The organism is Symbiopectobacterium sp. Eva_TO, from assembly GCF_053848865.1.
In genome coordinates this window covers 3,747,221-3,772,295 of sequence record NZ_JBSPEY010000004.1, presented here as the reverse complement: position 1 = coordinate 3,772,295, position 25,075 = coordinate 3,747,221, and the positions used below count along the sequence as shown (strand labels likewise).

Annotated in this window: 23 protein-coding genes, 1 tRNA gene and 10 pseudogenes; 15 read left to right on the top strand and 19 right to left on the bottom strand. The window is 50.1% G+C overall.

Annotated features, from left to right (window positions below; all coding sequences use genetic code 11):
* Window positions 1-124 precede the first annotated feature (124 nt).
* The 8 genes and pseudogenes from ACWWJF_RS22295 to ACWWJF_RS22260 form a co-directional block, all read left to right on the top strand.
* Window positions 125-373: pseudogene (locus tag ACWWJF_RS22295) on the top strand (phage antirepressor N-terminal domain-containing protein); the annotation flags it as partial.
* Between the two features lie 181 nt (window positions 374-554).
* A complete protein-coding gene (locus tag ACWWJF_RS22290; RefSeq protein ID WP_455868382.1) occupies window positions 555-1,088 on the top strand; it encodes a phage antirepressor N-terminal domain-containing protein in 534 nt (177 codons plus the stop codon).
* Between the two features lie 10 nt (window positions 1,089-1,098).
* A complete protein-coding gene (locus ACWWJF_RS22285) occupies window positions 1,099-1,413 on the top strand; it encodes a hypothetical protein (RefSeq protein WP_455870598.1) in 315 nt (104 codons plus the stop codon).
* Between the two features lie 70 nt (window positions 1,414-1,483).
* Window positions 1,484-2,815, top strand: coding sequence for an IS4 family transposase (locus ACWWJF_RS22280; RefSeq protein ID WP_455870597.1), 1,332 nt, complete (start codon window positions 1,484-1,486; stop codon window positions 2,813-2,815).
* Window positions 2,816-2,862: 47 nt separating this feature from the next.
* Window positions 2,863-2,994, top strand: coding sequence for a hypothetical protein (locus ACWWJF_RS22275; RefSeq protein WP_455868384.1), 132 nt, complete (start codon window positions 2,863-2,865; stop codon window positions 2,992-2,994).
* Between the two features lie 10 nt (window positions 2,995-3,004).
* Window positions 3,005-3,220, top strand: coding sequence for a hypothetical protein (locus ACWWJF_RS22270; protein WP_455868385.1), 216 nt, complete (start codon window positions 3,005-3,007; stop codon window positions 3,218-3,220).
* Window positions 3,221-3,423: 203 nt separating this feature from the next.
* Window positions 3,424-3,654: pseudogene (locus ACWWJF_RS22265) on the top strand (phage regulatory protein/antirepressor Ant); the annotation flags it as partial.
* Window positions 3,655-3,841: 187 nt separating this feature from the next.
* The gene (locus tag ACWWJF_RS22260) at window positions 3,842-4,882 is read left to right on the top strand and encodes an IS481 family transposase (protein WP_455868985.1); all 1,041 of its coding nucleotides are present in this window, start codon (window positions 3,842-3,844) and stop codon (window positions 4,880-4,882) included.
* A gap of 39 nt (window positions 4,883-4,921) precedes the next feature.
* On the opposite strand, the gene ACWWJF_RS22255 is transcribed toward ACWWJF_RS22260, so the two are convergent.
* From ACWWJF_RS22255 to ACWWJF_RS22210, 10 genes and pseudogenes are all read right to left on the bottom strand, one after another.
* Window positions 4,922-6,214 carry a primase-helicase family protein gene (locus ACWWJF_RS22255; RefSeq protein WP_455870596.1) on the bottom strand — a complete coding sequence of 431 codons (1,293 nt, stop codon included), beginning with the start codon at window positions 6,212-6,214 and terminating at the stop codon, window positions 4,922-4,924.
* Window positions 6,215-6,355: 141 nt separating this feature from the next.
* Window positions 6,356-7,315, bottom strand: a complete 960-nt coding sequence (locus ACWWJF_RS22250) for a toprim domain-containing protein (RefSeq protein WP_455871214.1) — start codon at window positions 7,313-7,315, stop codon at window positions 6,356-6,358.
* Window positions 7,296-7,643, bottom strand: coding sequence for a hypothetical protein (locus ACWWJF_RS22245; RefSeq protein WP_455871213.1), 348 nt, complete (start codon window positions 7,641-7,643; stop codon window positions 7,296-7,298). The genes ACWWJF_RS22250 and ACWWJF_RS22245 overlap by 20 nt, the downstream gene beginning before the upstream one ends.
* Window positions 7,644-7,658: 15 nt before the next feature.
* Complete coding sequence (locus ACWWJF_RS22240; protein WP_455870595.1) at window positions 7,659-8,237, bottom strand: hypothetical protein; 579 nt, start codon at window positions 8,235-8,237, stop codon at window positions 7,659-7,661.
* Window positions 8,238-8,420: 183 nt separating this feature from the next.
* Entirely contained in the window at window positions 8,421-8,930 is a 510-nt protein-coding gene (locus ACWWJF_RS22235) for a hypothetical protein (protein ID WP_455870594.1), read from the bottom strand.
* A gap of 105 nt (window positions 8,931-9,035) precedes the next feature.
* On the bottom strand, window positions 9,036-10,286 hold the full coding sequence (locus tag ACWWJF_RS22230) for a hypothetical protein (protein ID WP_455870593.1): 1,251 nt from the start codon (window positions 10,284-10,286) through the stop codon (window positions 9,036-9,038).
* Between the two features lie 13 nt (window positions 10,287-10,299).
* A complete protein-coding gene (locus tag ACWWJF_RS22225; protein ID WP_455870592.1) occupies window positions 10,300-10,617 on the bottom strand; it encodes a helix-turn-helix transcriptional regulator in 318 nt (105 codons plus the stop codon).
* Between the two features lie 151 nt (window positions 10,618-10,768).
* Window positions 10,769-11,989 carry a tyrosine-type recombinase/integrase gene (locus ACWWJF_RS22220; protein ID WP_455870591.1) on the bottom strand — a complete coding sequence of 407 codons (1,221 nt, stop codon included), beginning with the start codon at window positions 11,987-11,989 and terminating at the stop codon, window positions 10,769-10,771.
* A gap of 161 nt (window positions 11,990-12,150) precedes the next feature.
* Window positions 12,151-12,375: pseudogene (locus ACWWJF_RS22215) on the bottom strand (Rha family transcriptional regulator); the annotation flags it as partial.
* Between the two features lie 3 nt (window positions 12,376-12,378).
* Window positions 12,379-13,547, bottom strand: a protein-coding gene (locus ACWWJF_RS22210; protein WP_455870571.1) for an IS3 family transposase whose coding sequence is annotated in 2 segments (ribosomal slippage) — window positions 12,379-13,292 and window positions 13,292-13,547 — 1,170 coding nt in all. Because the reading frame shifts where the segments join, the coding sequence is not laid out codon by codon here.
* Window positions 13,548-13,978: 431 nt separating this feature from the next.
* Between ACWWJF_RS22210 and ACWWJF_RS22205 the strand changes: the two genes are divergently transcribed.
* Window positions 13,979-14,380: a DUF1640 domain-containing protein gene (locus ACWWJF_RS22205; RefSeq protein ID WP_455870590.1), complete on the top strand. Its 402-nt coding sequence runs from the start codon at window positions 13,979-13,981 to the stop codon at window positions 14,378-14,380.
* Window positions 14,381-14,414: 34 nt separating this feature from the next.
* On the opposite strand, the pseudogene ACWWJF_RS22200 reads toward ACWWJF_RS22205, so the two are convergent.
* Together ACWWJF_RS22200 and ACWWJF_RS22195 are read right to left on the bottom strand one after the other, a co-directional pair.
* Window positions 14,415-15,260 (bottom strand): annotated as a pseudogene (locus tag ACWWJF_RS22200) (IS3 family transposase); the annotation flags it as partial.
* A gap of 180 nt (window positions 15,261-15,440) precedes the next feature.
* Window positions 15,441-15,802: pseudogene (locus ACWWJF_RS22195) on the bottom strand (transposase); the annotation flags it as partial.
* A 491-nt stretch (window positions 15,803-16,293) separates the two neighbouring features.
* On the opposite strand from ACWWJF_RS22195, the gene ACWWJF_RS22190 reads away from it, so the two are divergent.
* A protein-coding gene (locus tag ACWWJF_RS22190; protein ID WP_455871212.1) for an IS3 family transposase occupies window positions 16,294-17,501 on the top strand; the annotation gives its coding sequence in 2 pieces (ribosomal slippage) (window positions 16,294-16,615 and window positions 16,615-17,501; 1,209 coding nt in all).
* Window positions 17,502-17,849: 348 nt separating this feature from the next.
* Window positions 17,850-18,803 (top strand): omptin family outer membrane protease, encoded by a 954-nt coding sequence (locus ACWWJF_RS22185; RefSeq protein WP_455871211.1) that lies wholly within the window; start codon window positions 17,850-17,852, stop codon window positions 18,801-18,803.
* On the opposite strand, the pseudogene ACWWJF_RS22180 reads toward ACWWJF_RS22185, so the two are convergent.
* Window positions 18,798-19,025: pseudogene (locus tag ACWWJF_RS22180) on the bottom strand (DNA cytosine methyltransferase); the annotation flags it as partial. The gene ACWWJF_RS22185 and the pseudogene ACWWJF_RS22180 overlap by 6 nt on opposite strands.
* Before the next feature lie 429 nt (window positions 19,026-19,454).
* Between ACWWJF_RS22180 and ACWWJF_RS22175 the strand changes: the two are divergent.
* Both ACWWJF_RS22175 and ACWWJF_RS22170 read left to right on the top strand, forming a co-directional pair.
* Window positions 19,455-19,907: a hypothetical protein gene (locus ACWWJF_RS22175; RefSeq protein ID WP_455871210.1), complete on the top strand. Its 453-nt coding sequence runs from the start codon at window positions 19,455-19,457 to the stop codon at window positions 19,905-19,907.
* A 16-nt stretch (window positions 19,908-19,923) separates the two neighbouring features.
* Window positions 19,924-20,001: transfer RNA gene (locus tag ACWWJF_RS22170), tRNA-Gly, on the top strand.
* Window positions 20,002-20,073: 72 nt separating this feature from the next.
* Here the strand turns inward: ACWWJF_RS22170 and ACWWJF_RS22165 are convergent.
* A complete protein-coding gene (locus ACWWJF_RS22165) occupies window positions 20,074-20,415 on the bottom strand; it encodes a YqaJ viral recombinase family protein (RefSeq protein WP_455871209.1) in 342 nt (113 codons plus the stop codon).
* A 15-nt stretch (window positions 20,416-20,430) separates the two neighbouring features.
* Window positions 20,431-21,599, bottom strand: a protein-coding gene (locus ACWWJF_RS22160; protein WP_455868400.1) for an IS3 family transposase whose coding sequence is annotated in 2 segments (ribosomal slippage) — window positions 20,431-21,344 and window positions 21,344-21,599 — 1,170 coding nt in all. Because the reading frame shifts where the segments join, the coding sequence is not laid out codon by codon here.
* 68 nt (window positions 21,600-21,667) lie between these two features.
* On the opposite strand from ACWWJF_RS22160, the pseudogene ACWWJF_RS22155 reads away from it, so the two are divergent.
* Window positions 21,668-21,793: pseudogene (locus ACWWJF_RS22155) on the top strand (IS630 family transposase); the annotation flags it as partial.
* A 106-nt stretch (window positions 21,794-21,899) separates the two neighbouring features.
* Here ACWWJF_RS22155 and ACWWJF_RS22150 read toward each other — a convergent pair.
* From ACWWJF_RS22150 to ACWWJF_RS22140, 3 genes and pseudogenes are all read right to left on the bottom strand, one after another.
* On the bottom strand, window positions 21,900-22,892 hold the full coding sequence (locus ACWWJF_RS22150) for a 2-hydroxyacid dehydrogenase (RefSeq protein ID WP_455870589.1): 993 nt from the start codon (window positions 22,890-22,892) through the stop codon (window positions 21,900-21,902).
* A 119-nt stretch (window positions 22,893-23,011) separates the two neighbouring features.
* Window positions 23,012-23,849 (bottom strand): annotated as a pseudogene (locus tag ACWWJF_RS22145) (methyl-accepting chemotaxis protein); the annotation flags it as partial.
* A 57-nt stretch (window positions 23,850-23,906) separates the two neighbouring features.
* Window positions 23,907-24,626, bottom strand: a pseudogene (locus tag ACWWJF_RS22140) (IS5 family transposase); the annotation flags it as partial.
* A gap of 76 nt (window positions 24,627-24,702) precedes the next feature.
* Here ACWWJF_RS22140 and ACWWJF_RS22135 point away from each other — a divergent pair.
* Window positions 24,703-24,942 carry a hypothetical protein gene (locus ACWWJF_RS22135; RefSeq protein WP_455870588.1) on the top strand — a complete coding sequence of 80 codons (240 nt, stop codon included), beginning with the start codon at window positions 24,703-24,705 and terminating at the stop codon, window positions 24,940-24,942.
* Here ACWWJF_RS22135 and ACWWJF_RS22130 read toward each other — a convergent pair.
* Window positions 24,889-25,071 (bottom strand): annotated as a pseudogene (locus ACWWJF_RS22130) (IS110 family transposase); the annotation flags it as partial. The gene ACWWJF_RS22135 and the pseudogene ACWWJF_RS22130 overlap by 54 nt on opposite strands.
* Window positions 25,072-25,075: the final 4 nt, after the last annotated feature.

Sequence of the window (25,075 nt, the reverse complement as noted above, 5' to 3'; positions counted from 1 at the left end):
TAACAACACCGAACCTGAACCTATGGAATGAGCCTTTGAGGGCGTCAGTTTGTGCTGGCGAGCCTTCGGTGGGCTGACGTTCTATTTCGGCAAAGGTTCATTTCATAGAAAAGGAATAAACGCTATGCAAACAATCACCGTTCCGTTTCATGGAAATGCTCTGTATGTCGTCAACCATAACGGCGAACCCTATACTCCGATGCGCCCAATCATTGAGGGTATGGGGTTGGCATACCAAGGTCAGGCGGGTAAGTTGAAATCTCGCTTTGCCAAGGGGGTCATGGAAATCATGATCCCTACCCAAGGTGGCCCACAAAAAATGCTTTGCCTACAACTCCACAAATTGGCTGCCTGGCTGGCTAGTATCCAGCCGAAAACCAAAAATCGATAAGCCTCGCATCTCGCGGGGCTTTTTTTCGCCTGCGCTTCACACGCGCATATCAACAAACCCTGAGGCTATTCACAAAAGCGACCTTGGAGAACGCCAGTAATTGGTGTGCTCAGGGGCTGGCTGTTCGTGTGATCTAAGGTCTCTTTTTTGAAGGTAAACACCAATGAACAAGATGATCGTTACTGCAACATTTTACGGCACGGAACTTTACGTTATTGAGCACAATGGCGAGCCTCATGTGCCAATGAAACCCATTGTTGAAGGCATGGGGATGACTTGGCAGTCTCAATTAGAGAAGTTAAAACAACGCTTTAAATCAACTGTAACGGAAATCGTTATAGTTGCTTCTGATGGCAAGGAGAGAAAAATGGCTTGCCTTCCTTTGCGCAAACTTGCTGGATGGCTCCGTACCATCTATCCCAATAAGGTCAAGCCCGAAATCCGTGACAAAGTGGTTCAGTATCAAGAGGAGTGTGATGACGTGCTCTATGAATACTGGACAAAAGGACAAGTCATTAATCCCCGTAAGCGTAGCGTTATGCAAGAACTCAATGCAGCTTGCGCTGAATTAAAAAGTGACAAAGCCGTTGCTAGCGTGTTTGGCACGGGATTGAACGAGTGGAAAGGCATCAAGGCAGCACATGCGAAGAAAATTAAAGTGCTGATTGAAGAAGCTCAATTGTTGCTGACATTTTAAGGGGGAGACCATGAGCAATATTCCTGCTCCCGAATGCTTTTGCTGGCGCGTCGCGGATGCCTACATGTACCACCTGATGGCAACTAACCGTCGCCCGGTATACCGCTATCAGGCTGGTGATATCGAAGTCTGCCGCTATTTTCTTTGTGGTTTCCTTGATGACCACTTATCGAAAATATCGCCGCCGAAAAGGGCTGCATTTTGTCTTCGTTTGCTTGAGCCGTTTACTTTGACACCTGATCCTCGCGCCATCATCTGTGGGGGTAAAGCCACCTCGTTATACACAAGTCCGCAACGCCTTATATGCCAAGGGTTAGCGGGCTGAAATAGGCAGCCAGTGGGGTTGTAAATGAAGTGAAACCGACGTGTACTATCGCCATTTACGGCGCTGAAAAATGACACGGGATTCAGATGGCTGGGCACACCAAGAACTGGAAGGGGTAAATCTTGGTGACACGAGGCTCAATAAGCGTGCCAAAGGGCTTTTGATACGGCTGGCTGAGAATCCGCAAGCCAGCATTCCGCATGCGTGCCTCGGATGGTCTGAGACGCTGGGTGCTTACCGCTTCATGGAGAACCAAGCATTCGAATGGCGAGACATTCTGCAACCTCACTGGCAGCGTACGCAGGAAAGGATCCGAGAACACGAGGTTGTGCTGTGTATCCAAGACACTACCGAGCTTGACTTCAACGGGCAGCAAATCCAAGGCTTGTGTCCCTTGAACTACGAAGCCAGGCGTGGTCTGTATCTGCATCCGACCTACGCGGTCAGTCCGGATCGCGTGGGGTTGGGCGTACTGGATGCGTGGATGTGGGCAAGAGAGCCGAAGGATGCAGACGGAAAACGCGATGGGCTCAAGGAGAGTACGCGCTGGCTCGAGGGATACGAGCGAGTTGCTGAACTCGCCTCGGAGTTGCCAAACACACGTCTGGTGTACTTAGCCGATCGCGAAGCGGATATCAAGGCGTTGATGCAGCTCGCTGATGACCTTGGCACTCCGGCTGACTGGTTGATCCGCTCGACTCATAATCGCAGTCTGGACTGTAATGAGAAGCTTTGGCAGAAGGTTGGAAAGACCGTGCCGGTGGGAGAAATCCAATTCGTTATGGCGGCTCGCGCGGGGCAGAAGGCGCGTACGGTGAAACAGGCGCTGCGCGTGAAGCGAGTGTCGCTGCGTTGCGGGTTGGCAGTGACTTGTGTGATAGCCAAGGAAATTGAGCCGCCAGCAGGCGTGAAGCCGGTCGAGTGGCGGTTGCTGAGCAATCGCGTACCTGAAGGACGAGAAGATATCGTGGAGCTGATCGACTGGTATCGGGCTAGATGGGAAATCGAGATGTTCTTCAATGTGCTGAAGAACGGCTGCTGTGTCGAAGCGTTACAGTTATCGACCGTGGATCGCATTGAGCGGGCATTGGCGCTGTTCATGATCGTGGCATGGCGCATCGCCTATTTAATGCGTATGGGACGAACCTGTCCAGAGCTAGACGCAATGTTGTTCTTTGATTCCGACGAGACTCATGGAGCTTACCTACTGATGAACAAGCGTATGCCCAAGGGCCGCCCTAAGCTAAACGAAGTATTGCGCTTAGTTGCGCAACTCGGAGGCTTTCTTGCTCGAAAAGGCGACGGTGAACCAGGCGCAAAAACTATCTGGAAAGGCTTGCAGAAAGTCATGACGGCCGCCGAAACGCTACGCGCGCTCAGGCACGAACAGAGATGTGTATAACGAGGTGGGGTAAAGCCCCTATGTTGAATCGTCGAGGTGTCCGGTACATGAATGCATTAATGCACCAATACGGGGATACCCTAATGGATGTCGGCGTTAAAGATGAGCGAGGAGTGCTTGTTTTACCACCAGAAAGCGACTGGGCAAACCTGAAATTCAGCGATGTCTTGTTTGAATAAGGGAAGCCGAATGAAAGACTACACGCCATTCATTGAAAAGCATGTGGTCGCTGAACTGGTGAAACAGGGCTATGAGCCATCGGTTGCCCTGAAGGGGGCAGACAGGGCGATAGACCACTACCGCTGTTCAAGCTCAGCATCAGGGAAGGGGAAGATGTTTGACGATTGCTTTCGCATAGCAAAGGCATGGGCGATGAAGTACCAGCCGAAAACCAAAAATCGATAAGCCTCGTATCTCGCGGGACTTTTTTTCGCCTGTAGTCAATCAAACCGTGCATTCGCGTGCACTTCACTAGAGAGCTTTCCGTCGTGTGAGTCTGAGATAGGGCGGTGGATCACATCGTTCCGCTCTCGGCTGCCCATGTCTACGCGAACAGGCTCGCACCACAGAAGGGAAATACGCTGCAATATCCCGTTAATGATCAATCAATGTCCATGACCAGCCTTGAAATAGCTGATCTGGTAGAAAAGCGGCACGACAACGTTAAGCGCACCATCGAAACGCTGATAGAAAAAAGCGTAATAGCGTCTCCTCAAGTTGAGGAAAAGCCAACTGCCGGGCGTCCGATGTTGATTTACGTTTTTGAAGGGGAGCAGGGTAAGCGCGATAGCATTGTTGTAGTCGCTCAACTGTCCCCGGAGTTCACTGCTAAACAAATCCACACGGTAGCCAACTGTCCTAACCCGAAAAATCAGCATTCAACCTGGTTGATTACTTATCGGAGAAAATATGCAGGTCATTATTTGTATTAGTCGCGACTTGATCTGACACTGGACCTTGAAAGGTTGAGAGTTACCGGTTTTGATATGGGTGTCGAATCCTTATACAAAACACGAGGTAACTCTCATGCTTCATACTAACAATCCCATCATCAAACACAAAGCTGGCCTGCTCAATCTCGCCGAAGAACTCGGTAACGTATCAAAAGCCTGTAAAATCATGGGGGTGTCACGTGACACGTTTTATCGCTATCAGGAACTGGCGGCAGAAGGCGGCATTGACGCTCTGGTTAACCAAAACCGCCGGGTTCCCAACCTGAAAAACCGTGCTGATGAAGCCACTGAACGTGCGGTTGTTGATTACGCCATTGAGTTCCCGGCTCATGGCCAGCACCGGACCAGTAATGAGCTGCGTAAAAAAGGCGTCTTCATTTCTGGCAGCGGTGTGCGCTCCATCTGGCAACGACACGATCTGGAAAACTTTCGTAAGCGCCTGAAGGCACTTGAGGAAAAAGTTGCCAGAGAAGGCATCGTACTTACTGATGCTCAAATCGCTGCACTGGAGAAGAAGGCGCACGACGACGAAGCCTGTGGTGAAATAGCGACTGCTCACCCGGGTTATCTGGGGTCGCAGGACACCTTCTACGTGGGTAATCTGAAAGGTGTTGGCCGTATCTACCAGCAGACGTTCGTGGATACGTACTCGAAAGTGGCGCACTGCAAGCTTTACACGAGTAAAGCACCGATCTCTGCCGCCGACCTGCTCAATGATCGCGTGCTGCCGTTCTACGAAGCTCAGGGGCTGCCAATGCTAAGAATACTGACGGACAGGGGGACGGAGTACTGCGGTAAAGTGGAACAACATGACTATCAGCTGTACTTGGCTATCAACGATATAGACCATACGAAAACGAAAGCGATGTCTCCGCAGACAAACGGTATCTGCGAGCGCTTCCATAAAACTATTTTGCAGGATTTTTATCAGGTTGCGTTCCGTAAGACGTTATACGAGGACCTAGAAAGTCTACAAAAGGATCTGGACAACTGGTTGTGGCATTACAATAATGAGCGAACTCATCAGGGTAAAATGTGCTGCGGGCGTACGCCAATGGCCACGTTACTTGATGGTAAACGAGTCTGGGCAGAAAAAAATCTGAACCAGATTTAATCTGACAGACACCTGTATAAATAACCGGTAACTGTCAGATCAGGTCTGAGCTAATACATATAACGAGGTGAGCTGTAGCCTATCCGCAGCAGGTAACTCGTAAATAACCCCCAGATTTCGCCCCCTGCGTCCTGAACTCTCCAAGCCCATTCTGCTTAGAGTGCTACCAACTCGCCTACGAGCGGCGGCGGGCTTTTCATGCTCGCCATTTTCCTTGCACCACATCAGATATTTATCGATAAGCTCTGATACTGGAATTCTAGCCATCTCGTTAAAAGGCTTGTCCTTCGAGAGTTCGCTATACAAGTAAGCGTCAAATCCTGTTAACCCCAACAATATCTCATCCTGCAATGCAGCTGTTTCTGGTGCGCGGTAACAGTCGAAATCCCCCAAATCGTAATGTTGAAGAAAATGCAGCAATCGCGCGGCTCCGTTATCATGCAGCCAGTTATGCAGATTATCGAAATAACCCTTTTCCTGAGCATGCGTCGGGTCTGGCTCCAGCACCATATAGCGCCGCTCACGGATCCCCGCTTTTAGCGCCTGTGTGCTGTTGCTGGCAAATATCAGCCGGGCAAAGTTCGGCATCGGCTCCGGGTCAATCCCCTTCCGCTCAAGATTAATCGATTTCTCGCTGATAATGCCTTTCAGCCGATCACCTTCATAGTTGCGCCCAACCGTGACTTCATCGGCAAAGATCAGGAGCTTGTTCGCCATCGTTGCATTGAACTTCCCGGCGATCTGCCCGGCTCCATTGATATGTACCGCATACTGCCCAAGAATATCCTGTAGTGGACGCACCATTGTCCCTTTCCCCGTTCCAGGGATGGACTTCATCACAATAGCGACTGATGGCTTTTCATCCGGGCGCTGTATTAAATGTGCCATCCAGCCAATCAGATAGGCGTAGCTCGTTTCGTCTCCGGCACAAATCACCTGCCGAAGATGCTCGAGGTAAGGCGAGCAATTCCCCTGCGTTGGCTCAACGGATAAGCCAGTGAACAGGTTATAGACGCTCTCCGGGCATTTTGACGGCGATGGATAGAAACCCACGCCACCCGGCTTATAGTTTTTCCCCGGCCAGTTCAACCACGCTACGCCAGCGGGTTTACGGGCGATACGTTCACAATGAAGAAAGTAGTTTCTAAACTGTGATATGTCCTCAAAGACATGCGTCACGCCGTTCACCTGACACGGTTTCAAGCTAACCACGCGATGCTTGCCGCCAATCGTCACATGCGTGTACGTCTCGTTGATCGCCTCCAGTATCTTGATATCTTCATCCGCCAGCGCTTCACCGTCAGCCAGCGCCCGATGTTCAGCTATCATCATCGCTGGGGTGAAATCATATCGTTATACACATCTTTTGGCCATTTTTTGAACAGGATGCTCAGAACCCCGTGAATTAAGGCATTCAAGCCATCCCATTGGCTTTTTGAGGTTCAAAATGCCACTCTGAGATAAACCCGTAACTCATTGATTAAACAGTGCGTTAGAACGATGTGTATAACGATATGGGGTGAAATGGCTTAGTCCTTCGTTAAATGCGAGCGTCGCAGCCTCTAGCCCGTTCTGCTGGCGGTAGTCGTTCCAGTCCGCCTTGTGGTCAGTGGGCGGCAACGTCACCCAGCCAGAGACAGCGGTGGCGGCGCTCTCGGCCCTCTCCTTACCCTTGTTGCGCTCACTGGGCTTAATGTCGTTGTCGGCGGCAATGATGATTTTTGCTGCGGGATATTTTTCCCTTATTACCTTCGCAACGGGTAGCAGGTTGTCCGCGTCCATCGCCGCTACCGTAAAGGCATCCGGTCGTATCTGCTTCACCGTCAGCGCTGTAGCGTAGCCCTCGGCAATCAGCACCGTTTCAGTGCTCTGGGGAATGTCTCCCAGCGGGATAAATGCCCCTTTCTTTTTTGAACCGGCAATCAGGCGCTTGCGCCCGTCAGTGCCAATCACATGAGCGCCACTTATTACGCCGTCTATCGTCCTGAGCGGCAACAGGATTGATCCGTTATTAAACAGCGAATGGGGGCCTTGCAGCCCCTTATTGTTGAGATAGACGGACTCGCCCATATGGGTATCTTTCACCAATGCGGCCACACGTTCAGCTATCGGGCGTAGAGGCTTCTCTTTGGCTGGCTTCTTTGGTTTTTCCTGCTGGTTCAAAGGTATCGCCATCACCTCAGCCACCATCGTGGCAGCCTCGGGTGCAGTGCATTGCTTGACTTTCATCACCAAATCCAGCCCCGTTCCTGCGCCACAGTGCGAGCATAGATAGGTACCACGCCCCTCTAAGTCGTCGAAGCGGTAGCGGGTCTTACCACCACAGTGGGGGCATTCGCCCTCCTTGCGGTTGGTCGATATGCCGAGGCGTTCCAGAATTGGCTCCCAATGCCCGTTAGCCTTGAGGCGGATATCATCGACAAAAGTAGTCATACCCACCTCCGAGCGTTGACGTCATATCCGTCACCATCGACTGCCAGATTTCAGCACCGTAGGCCGTCAATCCGCACTCGGTGACGCACTTTTCCAACAACCGTATGGCAGCGTCCTCCCATAGCCTGTAGTTCTGCTGCAAGGCTTCCAGAAAATAGCTATCCACGAGGTCACGGACGCCTTTCACCCCACCAACTATCTGAACTTCAATAGGGGGTACCGTTTCAATCACAAAGTGCTCCCCACCATTGGTCGTGTTCAGATGGTCATACAGCACCGCCGAATACTGGTTAGCCAGCGCATTAAGGCGGAAATTTTTTGTTACCAGTGCCATATTTCCCCCTCAGTGTGTGGTTGGCGCTTCCGGCATCCCGGACTCGTTCAGCGTTTTGATAAAGCTATCGTGCAACTCGGATAGCACCTTGCGCCCCATCTCGGAGAGACCACCGTTTTCATCCCGCATGGCGCCATAGAACTGGATAGCGATTATCGTTCCCTGTTCTGCGCCGTATTTCTTAATCAGCTCCCCCTCAATGTTGTTAGCCATCGCGAAACGTTCAGTGGACAGATAAAGGTTCATCGCGCCATATTCGCCCTGATAAACCGCACATTCCCGGTACTCGCCCGGATCCCACTCAACCGTCACGGTGCCGTTGGCCACACGCTGCTCATAGTTAAAGGCGTAAGCAATCAGCCAACGCCACAGCAGCAGCGCGTCATGGTTGGTATAGTCGTAGTCGGACTGCCCCCATTTGCGGGCAATCTCAAACGCCAAATCGAGGTCATCGTCCCACTCACCAGCGTCAAGGCGCGTCATGGCCTCGGCGTAGGGGATGAGGTCTACATGTTCGTACAGACGCTCGGGGGTGTGCTGCGATATATTGATACCGTCTGGGGTATTCTCGACGTGATAGCGGCTCATAAGTCGTCCTCCATCACAGCAGCTAGCGTGCGGCTAACTTCACAGTTCAGGTCACACGCTATACTGAGTAAGTCAAGGAGAACCGGAGATACTTTCTCATCATTAGCCTTGTCAATAATGACTTCATACAGTGAACATGCTGCACTTGCACGGAATGCTGCGGTATCGAGAGGGATTTGTGTGTTACGCATGTGCCACCTCCTGAACTGTAACGATTTCCGTTATGGTTGAGGTTGAAGGTGGGGTGATTTTGACCATACCTTGGGGGATAGAGATTTCCTCTATGCCTTCATGCGACATCTTGCGGACTAATAGTCCGGGAGAGTGGTTGAATTGTGAGCGTGACTCCGTCCCTTTAACGGACGATGTGGGATTTGCAGAGCGTTTAACGCCCACCTTTGGCGACTTGGGGTCTTTAAGACCCTGAGTGAATCTCTTCACAGGTTGACGCCCAGCCCATATCAGGCGGCTGTCTTTGAACAGGGCGATGAAGGTACAGCGGTCTTGGCGGGTGAACGACACTTTGCCGTAGGGCACAGTTGAGTATTCGGGGATAATCCAGTAGGTATCAATAAACTCAGGGCGAGTTTGGGTAAAGTTTGGCTTGTCCCTGCCGATAAGGGCGGTATAGTTACACATAGCTACCTCGATACTTGCGTTATCGTTGGTGGTCAGAGGCCCGGTTAGTGTCATATCGTTATACACATCTTTCTAACGCACTGTTTAATCAATGAGTTACGGGTTTATCTCAGAGTGGCATTTTGAACCTCAAAAAGCCAATGGGATGGCTTGAATGCCTTAATTCACGGGGTTCTGAGCATCCTGTTCAAAAAATGGCCAAAAGATGTGTATAACGATATGGGTTAGTGTTGGTAGCACTGCCGGGCTTCGTTGTTTTACAAAGGTCTTAAATGTGCTGTACATTGTCAGACGCCTATAACTTAAACCTAGTGTACAACATATGTCAAACACAAATTTGCCTCGTGGAAATAAGCAAGTTGCTTTTCGGGTGGAGCCATGGCTTGAAAAAGCAATGCGGCAAGCCATGGAGCAGGATGGAGACGAATCAATCTCCGCATGGCTTAAGCGCATCATTCGTCGCGAAATAAAAAATAGAGGCATCGACCCCAAAGCCTGACTAGTCTGTTGGTATGGAGCGAAGCTAGTAGCTTGCAAGTAGGAATTGTGGTGTAATTCGTTCGATTCTTCACAAGTGAGCAACTGCATGACTCGAAGGGCCGGACGTGGCCCTTTTTCTTTGCCTGTCGTCTGCACAAATGCCGATTCAGGCTTGATATTCAATAGGTTGTCTGCACAGACCCCCACCATATGAGTGTATGCTAAACCATTGATTGTATTGCGAGAGGTCACAGTGACCTCCGGCATGGGGATCTGGTGGTGACGAGATTTTGCGCTAACGAGGGTTTTCGCCGATTCTGGCGAAAAGTGGGAGCCGGAATCATCATTTAACCAATTGATAAAATTACACTTCCTCACTTTGGCTAAACTAGAACATGGTTCCCATTTACCGTAACCTGCTGAATTCTCAGAGGTCATCGATACTGTGACCTCGGCGCTGCCCGTTGCTGTCGCTTTGACTGAGCCAAGCATTTGACCCCGTAGGCCAGCCAAGAAAAGAAGGTTTTGACTGCGCGAGTCGCCTTTTGCCTTACGAGTAACTGCCTCTGCCAATTCAGAAGAGGCTTTACCCCGCGTATAAGTGGTACAGTTTGGTACAGTTCTGGTACAGATATAAAAACAACTGTACCACCTTAAGATTATGATAATTAATATTAAATTTCGATTTGGTACAGTTGGTACAGTTATTTTACGTTTTACGCCAAAAACGCATTTCTCGACGAAATGGACGACGCGAGGAGCCGCTATCCGCAATTTACCCAACCAAAACCCTTCTTTCTGGCTGGCCTTCCCCAAGTCAATTAATCCCTCCGTTTCAATCGGAGGAATGCCGCACTGGAATATATCGCCCACTTTATTTAAGGCGCAGGGATACCCGTCCCGGTTATTACCGGAAATTATCGTTAACATGGTTAGACCTTAATTATTTATGAGCGTTGGCGTACGGGTTATGCACGTTTTCAACTTCAGGAATATTACGCATCCAATGCATTAAATCACTCAGCAGCCACGCGCAATGTTTTTCTGTTAATGCACGACGAGCAGGGAAGCGCCCCTTTAATTCCATGCGGTGTACCGAAGAACGAGATAGAGACGTAATGCGTTTACGCTCATCCTCGCGAACCAGACGGTCATAGGGTTCATTTAATTCATCCAAAATTGCTTTGCGTTCTTCTTCTGTGGGATAGACATATTTATTGGACATTTCATTGCCTCTTTGAGAATAGTGTTTTGATGGCATGGTAGCGGCTCAATCTGGAAAGTAAATAGGAGGTGTGAGAGCTAGTTTGTGGATAACTCTCACTTAGTATTTTATTTGATGTCTCCTGATGCTTCCTGATGTTTCTAGACGCATCAATGCTTGTACGAAAAAAGTTTAAAATATTTTCTCGTCAGCCTGACTTTTTATTCTCGGAGGTGATAAATGGGTGTTTTTTAGCCAATTCATCTAGTCTATCCATCCATCTATTCAGAGCGTCGAGTTTCTCCGGCAAGTACTGACTCCGGTTATAGATGCCCATCACCCCCGGCATAGCATGGCCTAGAAGCTGCTCTACGACATGTGGAGCTACACCGATATCATTGAGCTTGGTTGCGAAAGTCCGGCGCAGGTCGTGGACTGTCCACTGTGTATTGTGATTGAGTTTTTTCCATACTTCACATCCAAGTGAACTAACTGCGGATTGGTCCTTCTTTTCTCCCAGCAGATATCCTGTATTGAAATTACATGCTTTTAATTTCTCTATATACGGACGTATTTTTTCTGGTATTGGTCTTATTATTGGTGAGTCGGTTTTGCTATGAGATCTGGGCACTTTCCATAGCCAACCAGAAAGATCCCATTCGTCCCAACGTGATAATCTAGCTTCACCACTTCGGCAGCCAAAAATCATTAATATCTTTAGACAAGATGAATAGTAAGGTAGGAGTTTGTTTGTGTTATTAACAGTATCCCATAATTGCCCAATTTCGATATCGGTTAATACTCTATCTCGCTTTGATGCTTTCTGCCCGACATCGGATATTGTCAAATCATCAAGAGCATTGCTAACAGCATATCGACGGACACGACAAAACTTAAGCGCCTGCTTACACACCTGAAGAAGCTTCCCTGCGCTCACCGGAACCTTTTTTTTCATTCGGTCGAAACATTGTAGCCAATAGCGAGTTTCACAATCAGACAAAGCCATATCGCCTATGTATGGATATATGTGCTTTTTCAATTGTGTTGATCTGCTGTCAATATCGGTGCGATTGTTCATTGCATAATGTTCAACCCAGTAATCGAGAGCATCTTTGACGGTTACAGGCTTTAGTGATTCTTGTTTGGTCAACTTTAGTTGTCGGCGTGGGTCCTTACCTTCGGATAGCCATGTCCGGCACTCATCACGCCTCTCTCTTGCTCGTTTGAGGCTCATATCTGGGTAACGTCCTAGGGTTACACGCTGTATTGTCCCGCTGTTGCGATAAGTGAACGTCCAACTAATTCCACCTACCGTCGATACTCTGACGCTAAGGCCCGCTCCATCCGCAAAGAATTCGTACTTCTCCCGAGGTACCCCCAATAGATTTTTTAGCTTCTTATCCGAGAGTTTGTTTAATTCTCCGCCCATTACGTAGCCTCATCTGTTATTCGTAATGTTATTCATAAATTACTGCAAGAATAGCAAAGCATAGAAGCGATTAGAAACAATGATTGCGGATAAGATACTGTATTTTAATGATTTGATAGATCTTCAGGAAAAGCATATGCACACGCAGAAACAGATAATCATTTTCCCGTGAAGCCCATGACGAGGAAGACGAAGCCGTCTTTGGTCATGGTATACATTGGAAGTTTGCGGCCTGTGCTGTCGGCGTATTCACTCGGCTCAAAATTGAGCTCAGTGAATTTTGGGGAACAATCGAGCGATTCAATGCTACGTATAACGTTCTTGTGCAGCTTGCAAAAATAATCAGCAACGTCCAGTGATGTAGTTACAGCTTTACCGTTGTGTAGTGGTCAACTAATATTGGCCACCGCATTAGACTGTATGTAGAACAGTCGCTCAGATTCGTTTGGAGTTAAGCCGCCGTTATACCAGTGAGGCCGGATAGCGCTGTAATACCCCGTGATGTAGCGGATAATCGCGTCCTGGGCTTCGCTGAAGCTGTTGTAACCCTTTGTCGGCACCCATTCTGTCTTCAGGCTGCGGAAGAACCGCTCCATTGGCGCATTATCCCAGCAGTTACCCCGCCGACTCATACTCTGCTTTATCCGGCAGCGCCACAGGGCTTGCCGGTATTGACGGCTGGTATAGTGGCTGCCCTGGTCGCTGTGGAACATGACTCCTGTTGGTTGTCCCCGGAGTTCCCAGGCCATCTGCAACGCTTTAACTGTCAGCGCCGAGTCCGGCGACGTCGACATGGCCCAGCCCACCGGTTTGCGGGCGAACCGGTCTAGCACCACCGCAAGGTAAGCCCAGCATTTGCCCGTCCAGATGTAGGTCACATCGCCGCACCAGACCTGATCCGGCGCGGTAACCGCGAACTGGCGGTTGAGATAGTTCGGTATTTCAACGTGTTCATTGCCGCCGCGTTTGTATTTGTGAGCCGGTCGCTGGCAGCTGGCGATACCCAGCTCCTTCATCAGCTTGCCAGCCAGCCAGCGCCCCATTTTGACACCGGAGCTGCCGGTGACGATGGTCGCGATACTTCGAGCGCCGGCAGAGCCGCCGCTGGCGTTCCAGGCTTCCATGACGCGGCTACACTTAACCACGCGCTCACCGTCGGGTTCATTAGCGGAAGCCTGCCAGTGCCTGTAGCTGCTGCGATGTACCTCAAAAGTTTGGCACAACGCCGTGACCGGGTATCGCGCCCTCAGCCTGTCGACTACCGTGAACCGTTGAGTGAGTCCGACATTAAGAGCGCCGTAGCCTTTTTTAGGATTTCGTTCTCCATTTCAAGGCATTGGACTTTTTTCTTCATCTCACGCAGCTCGAGCTGTTCAGGGGTAAGAGGAAGTCCCGTTGGCGTTTTTCCCTGTCGTTCAAGGCGAAGCTTATTGACCCAGCGACTAATGGCAGAATGGCTGACATTAACCGCCTCTGCGGCCTTAACGTATGTGTAGCCGTGGTCGACAACCAGCTTTGCGGCTTCGAGCTTAAATTCCGCCGTAAAATGTTTACCCATGAGGTCACCTGTCGTGTTGATGAGGTGAGCATATCACCTCCGATCAGGTGGCCAGTATCAGTGTGCCACTACATTGTGAATAGTAACTTTGGGAGCGGCAAGAGATGTTTGAAGTATCATGATGAACTCCGATGGTTTCTTTGTGTTATCACCACCAGAGTTTGCAGACTCATTGGTGGTGAGCTGAACGGGGCTGCAAAAACCGGAGAAACCGCCCGGCGAGCCGTGAGGCTCCCCCATCCAGCCCACCATAGAGGTGCAGCTTTCAGGCAACAAAAAACACGCTCGCGGCGTGTCGTTGTCGCGGTTTCATCGACGGGTTTGCAATCCCGGCACCTGAATTTGCAGATGCAGAGTGACTATAGCGCATGGGTTGATCTTCCGTCAATACGATTGCTGGGTTACACTTGCTCAAAAGAGGAGGATTCCACATGGGCCAAGTTGCATTTGATACATTGCAGGCGTCAGAAGAGCTTGAGACTGCTGGTATTTCCAGAGAGCAGGCACGGGCGATTTCGCTCGTCGTACGCAAGTCTCATGAGGTAGCGGATGTTGCTACCAAGCGTGACCTTGAAGACGTACGCAAAGAGATGCAAGCTCGCTTCGAGAAGACCGACGCGCAGATAGCCGATGTCCGTAAGGATATTGACGCTCGCTTCGAGAAGAACGAAGCTCAGATGCAGGCTCGCTTCGAGAAAACTGAAGCTCAGATAGCCGATGTCCGTAAGGATATGACTGCCGGTTTTGATAAACTTGGCATGCAGATGACCATCCGGCTCGGGCTAATGGTAGCTGCCGCCGTGAGCATCATTGCTGCCATTCTCAAAATGTGATCTTGACCCACCATCTCCGGACAGCTTTTGTATCTTAAGTTAACGATGCCCGCTGGCGCCGATATTCTCTTGGGGAGTTGTATCCCAGCGCACTGTGCGGATGGTTTTCATTGTAATGATTGAACGCCGCTGCAAGGTTCTTCAGCGCTGTTCGCACATCAGGTTTTGGCATGAAGGCGATGTAATCTTCCTTCATCGTCTTCACGAACCGTTCTGCCATGCCGTTACTCTGTGGACGGCTCACTGCTGTTGTGCAGGGCTCCAGATTCAGTTCTCTGGCGAACTTCCGCGTTTCATGCGCTGTGTACGCTGAACCATTATCCGTCAGCCATTGCACTGGTTTATCCGGCAGCGCGCTACCGAAGCGTTTTTCCACCGACCTCAGCATCACATCCTGCACGGTTGAACTGTCATAACCCCTGGTGCTCGCTGCCCAGTCTATGGCCTCCCGGTCGCAGCAGTCCAGTGCGAACGTCACCCGCAGCTTCTCGCCGTTGTCACAACCGAACTCGAAGCCATCTGAGCACCAGCGCATATCGCTCTCTGCTACCGCGATTTTGCCTTTATGCTCCCGCTTCGGACGTTCAGTTTTATCATGCAACAACAGCAGGTTATGCTCGCTCATTATCCTGTAAAGCCGTTTGGCGTTCACCGGTGGAAGTCCCTCTGCACGACGTTGCTTACGCAGGATACCCCACACTCGGCGGTAACCGTAACTGGGCATGTCGCTGATGATACGGAGGATGTCCGATAATATCTCAGCATCAGCTTCGTCATTACGCCGGTTGCTGCGCCTGTCCAGCCAGTCGGCAGAACGGTTAACCCGCAGTGACAGCTGCGCACGCGACACGCTCATGGCGCGGCTGACCAGAGCTATTCCCATATCGTTATACACATCTTTTGGCCATTTTTTGAACAGGATGCTCAGAACCCCGTGAATTAAGGCATTCAAGCCATCCCATTGGCTTTTTGAGGTTCAAAATGCCACTCTGAGATAAACCCGTAACTCATTGATTAAACAGTGCGTTAGAAAGATGTGTATAACGATATGAGCTATTCCCCGTCCTTTGGCAACAAGGGCGCGTGCGCTATCCATTTTCGCGACTGGCGGTACTCCACTGCTTCTTTGAGGATCTCAACTTCCATCGTCTTCTTACCCAGAAGGCGCTGTAGCTCCCGGACCTGCTTGAGGGCAGTCGCCAGCGCCGAAGCTGGAACCACTTTTTCTCCGGCCGCAACGGCGGTGAGGCTTCCTTCCTGGTATTGCTTCTTCCACTTAAACAAAAGGCTGGGCTGGATGCCATGCAGGCGGGCTACATGGGAGACGTTCATCCCCGGCTCCATTGTCTGCTGAATGATGGCGATTTTCTCTTGCGGAGTTTTACGCTTACGGACTTCTTGCCCTAACAGGATCCCGGTCATTTCAAAATTAGCATGATTGTTAGACATATATCTAAGCCTATCTCTTATCTGGAGATACAGCTACTGTCTGGTGTTACAGGGGGCTACATCACTGCCATTCTCAAAATGTGACGCCAGCCGCCCGGCGATGTTATTGATAATGAATTATCTTTTACCAAAGGCGCATTGGCTGGTATCAATGCATATCTGTATAATATATCTTAAAATTAACTCTATTGCTCATTAGTCAATTATGGTCGCATAAGCATTTTTACGAATTCATCTCGCATTTTTGGAGTGAGTTGATACCGGACGATACTGGTACCCATTTCCTCTAAGTCCAGAATAATATTGCCTTTTTTATCGTGATAAACCTCTAGGCTATAGATATGTGAGCACCAGTGTTCAATACTGGTTGGGGTGATGTAGCCCCCTGTAACACCAGACAGTAGCTGTATCTCCAGATAAGAGATAGGCTTAGATATATGTCTAACAATCATGCTAATTTTGAAATGACCGGGATCCTGTTAGGGCAAGAAGTCCGTAAGCGTAAAACTCCGCAAGAGAAAATCGCCATCATTCAGCAGACAATGGAGCCGGGGATGAACGTCTCCCATGTAGCCCGCCTGCATGGCATCCAGCCCAGCCTTTTGTTTAAGTGGAAGAAGCAATACCAGGAAGGAAGCCTCACCGCCGTTGCGGCCGGAGAAAAAGTGGTTCCAGCTTCGGCGCTGGCGACTGCCCTCAAGCAGGTCCGGGAGCTACAGTGCCTTCTGGGTAAGAAGACGATGGAAGTTGAGATCCTCAAAGAAGCAGTGGAGTACCGCCAGTCGCGAAAATGGATAGCGCACGCGCCCTTGTTGCCAAAGGACGGGGAATAGCTCTGGTCAGCCGCGCCATGAGCGTGTCGCGTGCGCAGCTGTCACTGCGGGTTAACCGTTCTGCCGACTGGCTGGACAGGCGCAGCAACCGGCGTAATGACGAAACTGATGCTGAGATATTATCGGACATCCTCCGTATCATCAGCGACATGCCCAGTTACGGTTACCGCCGAGTGTGGGGTATCCTGCGTAAGCAACGTCGTGCAGAGGGACTTCCACCGGTGAACGCCAAACGGCTTTACAGGATAATGAGCGAGCATAACCTGCTGTTGTTGCATGATAAAACTGAACGTCCGAAGCGGGAGCATAAAGGCAAAATCGCGGTAGCAGAGAGCGATATGCGCTGGTGCTCAGATGGCTTCGAGTTCGGTTGTGACAACGGCGAGAAGCTGCGGGTGACGTTCGCACTGGACTGCTGCGACCGGGAGGCCATAGACTGGGCAGCGAGCACCAGGGGTTATGACAGTTCAACCGTGCAGGATGTGATGCTGAGGTCGGTGGAAAAACGCTTCGGTAGCGCGCTGCCGGATAAACCAGTGCAATGGCTGACGGATAATGGTTCAGCGTACACAGCGCATGAAACGCGGAAGTTCGCCAGAGAACTGAATCTGGAGCCCTGCACAACAGCAGTGAGCAGTCCACAGAGTAACGGCATGGCAGAACGGTTCGTGAAGACGATGAAGGAAGATTACATCGCCTTCATGCCAAAACCCGATGTGCGAACAGCGCTGAAGAATCTTGCAGCGGCGTTCAATCATTACAATGAAAACCATCCGCACAGTGCGCTGGGATACAACTCCCCAAGAGAATATCGGCGCCAGCGGGCATCGTTAACTTAAGATACAAAAGCTGTCCGGAGATGGTGGGTCAAGATCATCAATACTGGTTGGGGTAAGTAGCGTGTTATTTGTAATACATAGTGTATGATTCCTTTCGTTGATATAATGGGTGGCTTTTTTACACAAGGAGGGGCTTTGTTGAATAAACAGATTTTATGCTGGCAGCCCAGTAAAACGATTGTTTCCAGCAACGTAAAATCATGCAGTTAAGCATCATGAGAAAACGGAATGCCTGAGGTGATAAGCATTTTCTACCAAAATGGGCATAGTAAAACAGCACGATTCCCTATTATTCAACAAAGCCTCTTTGTGAATATTATTTTCTTTGTAAAGAATCAGGAGTTAGTAATGAAACCTGCAATCCTTGCGCTCAGCATTAGCGTACCAGTTTTTTTTTCCACTATGGCTGGCGCGGAAAGTCGTATTTTTACCCCCGAAAGTCTTAGCGGTGAAATTGAAATGGGTAGTCTTAGCGGCAAGACTAAAGAACGAGTTTATTATACAGATGATCCTGGGTATAAAGTGAGTCAACTCAACTGGAAATACAATAGGGCTGCAATCATTAAAGGCTCTCTTGAATGGAATCTGATTCCACAATTATCAGTTGGCGCTTCAGGCTGGACAACTATTTCCAGTCGTGGGGGTTATATGGATGACACTGACTGGGCAGATAAAAGCAAGAAAGAATGGACAAAATATAGCGAACATCCTGCCACTCACTTAAACTACGCAAACGAATTTAGTCTGAACGTAAAATGGTGGTTTCTAAATGAACCTAATTATCGTTTCGGTGTGATGGCTGGTTATCAGGAAAAACGCTACAGTTTCAGTGTTCTGGATTACGGCTTCTACGATTATACAGATGAAGAGACTGGCTTGCGTGAACAGGGGTTTTCTACATCTAGAGGGCCAGGTGGTGGTTATAAGCAGCGTTTTAAAATACCATATATCGGACTTTCGGGTAGCTACCGTTATCAGCGTTTTGAGTTGGGTGGCAGCTTTAAATATAGTGGATGGGTATGTTCGTCTGACAACGATGAACACTACCTGAGAAAGATTACTTTTAGATCAAATGTTAAAAATCAGAATTTTTACTCTCTCGCTGGAAACGTGGGTTACTACTTGACACCTAATGCAAAAATTTATGTTGAGGGCACTTGGAATCGCACAACCAATAAAAAAGGCAAGTCACGTATGATCGATTACAGCAGTGAGACGGAGACCGTAAACGAACCAGGCGGTATATCCGGTATTGAGAATTATAATTTCATGACCACAGTCGGCCTGAAATACTCTTTCTGAAAACCCGCTGCCTTTGCCAGCCGCGCTGAAAGGCTGGGAGGGACAGGAGCCTGTCCAGACCGGCCTGTTGTCCGTCCATCCGGCACGGCGCAGGGCATACGACCAGACGCCGATACCGGCGAAGAAATGGCACTGGGTGTAGTTTCGCAAGTCATAAGGGTTCACCTCCTCAATAGAGCGTCCGTCAACATCACCGGGCGCAATATGACCAGCGGCAATCAGGTTTCTTAGCTACTGCGCGGTGAAGGGATCAATTTCGTTGGGCTTTGTTGAATAAATAGATTTTATGCTGGCAGCCCAGTGAAACGACGGATCCTCGCAACGCAAAATCATGCAGTTAGGCCTCATGAGAAAACTGTACACCTGAGGGGACAAGCATTTTCTACCAAAACTGGCTTGGCAAAACAGCATGACTCACTATTATTCAACAAAGCCATTTCGTTGTAGTAAGCTGTTGCCATCATTCAGTCACCATGTATCTAATCCGGCAGGGACAGCGCAGGGTAATGATGTAGTTATCTGCTCTGGTAATTTTGGTCATAACAATTTCTCCATAATTAAACGGATGTGATTATCAGAGGACTAACGGGTAAAATTTTGCAGATGGGCGGTCAGATCGCTTACATTTCGCTTAACACAGGAGGATCCGCTATGGGCCAGGTTGCATTTGATACATTACAGGCGTCAGAAGAGCTTGAAAACGCTGGCATTTCCAGAGAACAGGCTAGGGCTATTTCGCTCGTTGTGCGCAAGTCTCATGAGGTGGCGGATGTTGCTACCAAGCGTGACCTTGAAGACGTACGCAAAGAGATGCAAGCTCGCTTCGAGAAGACCGACGCGCAGATAGCCGATGTCCGCAAGGACCTGTCCGCAGAAATAGCCGATGTGCGTAAGGATATTGACGCTCGCTTCGAGAAGAACGAAGCTCAGATGCAGGCTCGCTTCGAGAAAACTGAAGCTCAGATATCTTTAGTCCGCAAGGACTTACAGCTTGAGATGGCGGGTATCCGCTCTGAGCAGAAGTTAATGCGCTGGATGCTGAGCGCTGGAATTTTGGGTATTCTCTCTCTGGTTGTGAAAGCTTTTCTCGTTACAGCCCTTTAATCAATTCTGCCACCTTGGGTCGGTAGCTTAGTGTGGAAGAGCGTACGTGTTCCCCAACCGTAAGATGCGGGTTCGATTCCTGCTCGACCCTCCAGCTTTCAGCAACTCCCCCTCTCGCGTCAGGCGACTCACCTGTTTGCACAGCCGCCCGACGACGTGCATGCACTCATGCGGCTACCTTGGCTAAATGTCTAATAGCCTCAAGTTCTCTTTCAAGTTCAGCCAGGAACTGCATTAACGCCTCCTCTATTTCAGCAACCCGTTTATCGTCCTGATGAATTCTCAACTGGTAATAGGCAAGGTCTGGCGGTAGCCTGTCGTCATAGCTGACAAAATCACACCATTTCCTGCCCGTACACATCATTTGTGCGTGCATTTGGAGCAGATATTGCTGTTTTGGTTTGCCTGTCTTAATGGTCTCTAAATGCGTCCATGTATTGGGGCACTTGATTTCAATCAGACCATCATCCCCCACAAGACCATCAGGCGATGCGCCAAATCCTACGATATCGGGGTGTAGTGGTCAACTAATATTGGCCACCGCATTAGACTGTATGTAGAACAGTCGCTCAGATTCGTTTGGAGTTAAGCCGCCGTTATACCAGTGAGGCCGGATAGCGCTGTAATACCCCGTGATGTAGCGGATAATCGCGTCCTGGGCTTCGCTGAAGCTGTTGTAACCCTTTGTCGGCACCCATTCTGTCTTCAGGCTGCGGAAGAACCGCTCCATTGGCGCATTATCCCAGCAGTTACCCCGCCGACTCATACTCTGCTTTATCCGGCAGCGCCACAGGGCTTGCCGGTATTGACGGCTGGTATAGTGGCTGCCCTGGTCGCTGTGGAACATGACTCCTGTTGGTTGTCCCCGGAGTTCCCAGGCCATCTGCAACGCTTTAACTGTCAGCGCCGAGTCCGGCGACGTCGACATAGCCCAGCCCACCGGTTTGCGGGCGAACAGGTCTAGCACCACCGCAAGGTAAGCCCAGCATTTGCCCGTCCAGATGTAGGTCACATCGCCGCACCAGACCTGATCCGGCGCGGTAACCGCGAACTGGCGGTTGAGATAGTTCGGTATTTCAACGTGTTCATTGCCGCCGCGTTTGTATTTGTGAGCCGGTCGCTGGCAGCTGGCGATACCCAGCTCCTTCATCAGCTTGCCAGCCAGCCAGCGCCCCATTTTGACACCAGAGCTGCCGGTGACGATGGTCGCGATACTTCGAGCGCCGGCAGAGCCGCCGCTGGCGTTCCAGGCTTCCATGACGCGACTACACTTAACCACGCGCTCACCGTCGGGTTCATTAGCGGAAGCCTGCCAGTGCCTGTAGCTGCTGCGATGTACCTCAAAAGTTTGGCACAACGCCGTGACCGGGTATCGCGCCCTCAGCCTGTCGACTACCGTGAACCGTTGAGTGAGTCCGACATTAAGAGCGCCGTAGCCTTTTTTAGGATTTCGTTCTCCATTTCAAGGCATTGGACTTTTTTCTTCATCTCACGCAGCTCGAGCTGTTCAGGGGTAAGAGGAAGTCCCGTTGGCGTTTTTCCCTGTCGTTCAAGGCGAAGCTTATTGACCCAGCGACTAATGGCAGAATGGCTGACATTAACCGCCTCTGCGGCCTTAACGTATGTGTAGCCGTGGTCGACAACCAGCTTTGCGGCTTCGAGCTTAAATTCCGCCGTAAAATGTTTACCCATGAGGTCACCTGTCGTGTTGATGAGGTGAGCATATCACCTCCGATCAGGTGGCCAGTATCAGTGTGCCACTACATGAAACCATTACCCGCAATCATCAATGCTGTTCAATGTGGCAGTTACTGAACAAGGTTCGCCGCTTCATGGAAACCGTCAGCCCGTTTCCCAGTGGAAAACATGGACAGGCAAAAGTGTAGCGGTATTAGGAACAGCTATTTAGCCAACGGTAAACGTTGCGATGAATCATCGTTACTGAATGGGATGTGTCCGGCGGGCTGAGTTTCTATTGCCCGCCGGTCAGGGTTATACGCCCAACTGATTAGGGCAGGATTCACCCTGGGCAAGTTGCTTGATGTTACTCAGGGTTGTTTGAGAAATGCTGAGCAATGCCTCTTCGGTCAAAAAGGCCTGATGACCGGTAAACAGTACGTTGTGACAAGAGGATAAACGACGGAACACGTCGTCCTGAATCACGTCGTTTGATTTATCAACAAAGAACAGGTCGCGTTCGTTTTCATACACATCCATCCCGAGCGCGCCAATCTTTTGCTGTTTCAAGGCGTCAATGGCTGCCTGTGAGTCAATCAACCCCCCACGGCTGGTATTGACGATCATCACACCATCTTTCATTTGCGAAAAGGCGTCAGCATTCAATAGATGGTGATTCTCCGGGGTCAGCGGGCAGTGCAGAGAAATGACATCAGACTGCGCATACAGCGTGTGCAAATCAACGTACTGCGCGCCCAGCTCCAACGCTTGAGGATTCGGATAGGGATCGAAGGCCAGCAGCTTCATACCGAATCCTTTCAGGATACGCATGGTCGCGATGCCTATTTTCCCTGTGCCGATGATCCCTGCCGTGCGCTGATGCATATTGAATCCAATCAGGCCTTCAAGAGAAAAATTGGCATCGCGGGTACGCTGGTAGGCGCGATGAATGCGGCGGTTGAGGCTGAGCATCAGCCCAACGGCATGCTCGGCAACGGCTTCTGGTGAATAGGCGGGTACACGCACCACGTTAATGCCTAACGCTTTCGCCGCATCCAGGTCCACATTATTAAACCCGGCACAGCGCAGAGCGAGGGTTTTTACACCTAACTGTGCCAGTTCGGTAAGTACCTCGCGGCCGCCGTCATCGTTAACAAAAATACATACCGCCTGACTGCCCACCGCCGTTTTGGCCGTTTGCGCGCTTAACATAAAATCAAAAAATTCAAGCTCGTAACCAAACTGCTGGTTCGCTTTTTCCAAAAATTTACGGTCGTACTGCTTGGTGCTGTAAATAGCGATTTTCATCACGCGTCTCTCGGCAAGAATACTTCCGCTACTCTAGCAAGAAAACCAGGGCGAGACAAACCACCGACAGTCATGTCGCGGCGGTTTGCTGAAAAAGAAAGCACATAAAAATCAGGTCATTATCTGCGCACCGTGCTGAACACAGAAACAGCGTCTGCCATGGTGGAAATCTGCTTTTCCAGACAGTCGATCGCGGAGCTTGAGTGAGTGGCTAACAGCGTATTTTGGCGTGTTAGCTCGTCAATATTATTAACCGCATCAGTAATCTGATTGAGTCCAATGGACTGCTCCTGGGTTGCCAGACTGATCTGACCCACCAACTGTGTGACCTGTTGTACCTGAGTAAGAATATTGCCCATCGAATCACTGGTGTGGTGCACCAGTTTGTCACTACGACTGATGTTATCGATGGTAGTGTCAATAATGCTCGCGATGTCTTTGGCAGCGGTCGCGCTGCGCCAGCGTGCGCACTTCGCCTGCTACCACGGGAAAGCTTCGCCCCTGATCGCCTGCATGTGCCGCTTCTACGGCGGCATTGAGCTCCAGGATATTGGTTTGAAAGGCCAGATTGTCCAGCACGTTAATAATATCGTTAATCGCTTGGCTGGATTGCGTCATGGTGTCCATCGTGCTGGCAACTTGCTGTACCGCTTTTCCACCCACGTCAACGGCGCTGTTGGCATCCATGGCACATTGCGAAGCCATGTGAGAGGCGGTCGCGTTATTCTTGACGGTAGCGGTCAACTGTTCCATCGATGCTGCCGTATTTTGCAGGCTTTGCGCCGTATCCTCGCAACGCTGGCTTAATGTCAGGTTGTCATGGGCGATAGCACCGCAGGCGCTGCGGACTTCTCTCAGTTGTCCGTTCACGTCATCCACAAAGGTGCGAAAATTCATGCCTGATTGATTGACGGCACGCAGCAGCATGCCAACCTCATCGACACGATTTAATTGAAAATGGGCTTTGTTGAATAAATCAGAACTTGTAACGACTGTGCCCCATCGGGTCGATTGTTACGTGATGCGAATACTGTTCGGCATTCCTAATAGCGTGATCCGGTTAAGCGCTTTGACCATCGCCATGGCTTCACCCACCTGAGCATCGTAGTCACGCAGACTTAGATGACCACCCAGAAGCGTTTTGAACCGGAACATGGCCGTTTCAGCCACTGAGCGTCGGTGATAGCCCACTTTCTTTTTCCAGGTATCGTTGCTGCCGCTCAGGCGCTGATTTGCAACAGCGTGGTTACGCTCGTGGTAGTGGTCCGGCCAATATTGCGCCCCCCTTCGCGGCGGGATAAGCGGCCTTATTTTCTTCCTCAGCAGAGCATCATGGCAGTAACCTGTATCGTAAGCGCCGTCAGCCGATGCCTCTCTGATTTTCCGGTGGGTCTGGTTTATCAGTGCCGGTAGAGCCTGTGCATCAGTCGTACCACTGAGCGACAAATCCGCACAGATAATCTCATGCGTCGCACTGTCTACTGTCAGATGCAGCTTACGCCACCCCCTGCGTCTGTCGGCACCGTGCTGCCGGACTTTCCATTCGCCTTCGCCAAAGACCTTCAGGCCGGTTCCATCAATGACCAGATGTGCGATTTCACCACGGGTTGGCGTTTTTATGCTGATCTTCACTGTCTTTGCTCGCTTGCTGAGCAGCGAATAGTCTGTACAATGCAGCGACAATTTAATCAGTTTAAAAATCGAGTAAACAAAACCCTGTAAAGCCCTCAATGAATCTATGGTCACCCCCATTTTTGCAACACTGATCTTTGATTAATGGTGGGCTTGCTTAAATCTATCCGGCGTCTTTATGGCCAAGGATGCCCGCGCCACGATGAGTTTCGCACCTGATATTCCTAAAAAGGCCATCGACTTCATTGAGCCATTTTCATTTTTTGGTTTTATATCAGGCCGTCAGGCCGTTCATGTCATCAATAATCAGTCTTCGCAAAACCAGATGGGTAACTTCGTTAAATTGCTGACTGTTAGACCTGCATTACTGTTCAAACACGGTATTTCGTGTCGTTATTGCCCAAGCTATTCGAGCTAATTTATTTGCTAATGCACAGCACACAACGCAAGAATGTTTCCTGCCCAACTGAGACCTTACCCAATCAGCCAATCTCGCTGATTGATGGTCAATTCTTAGGATAAATACCCGCGCACATTGAACAAGCATGTAG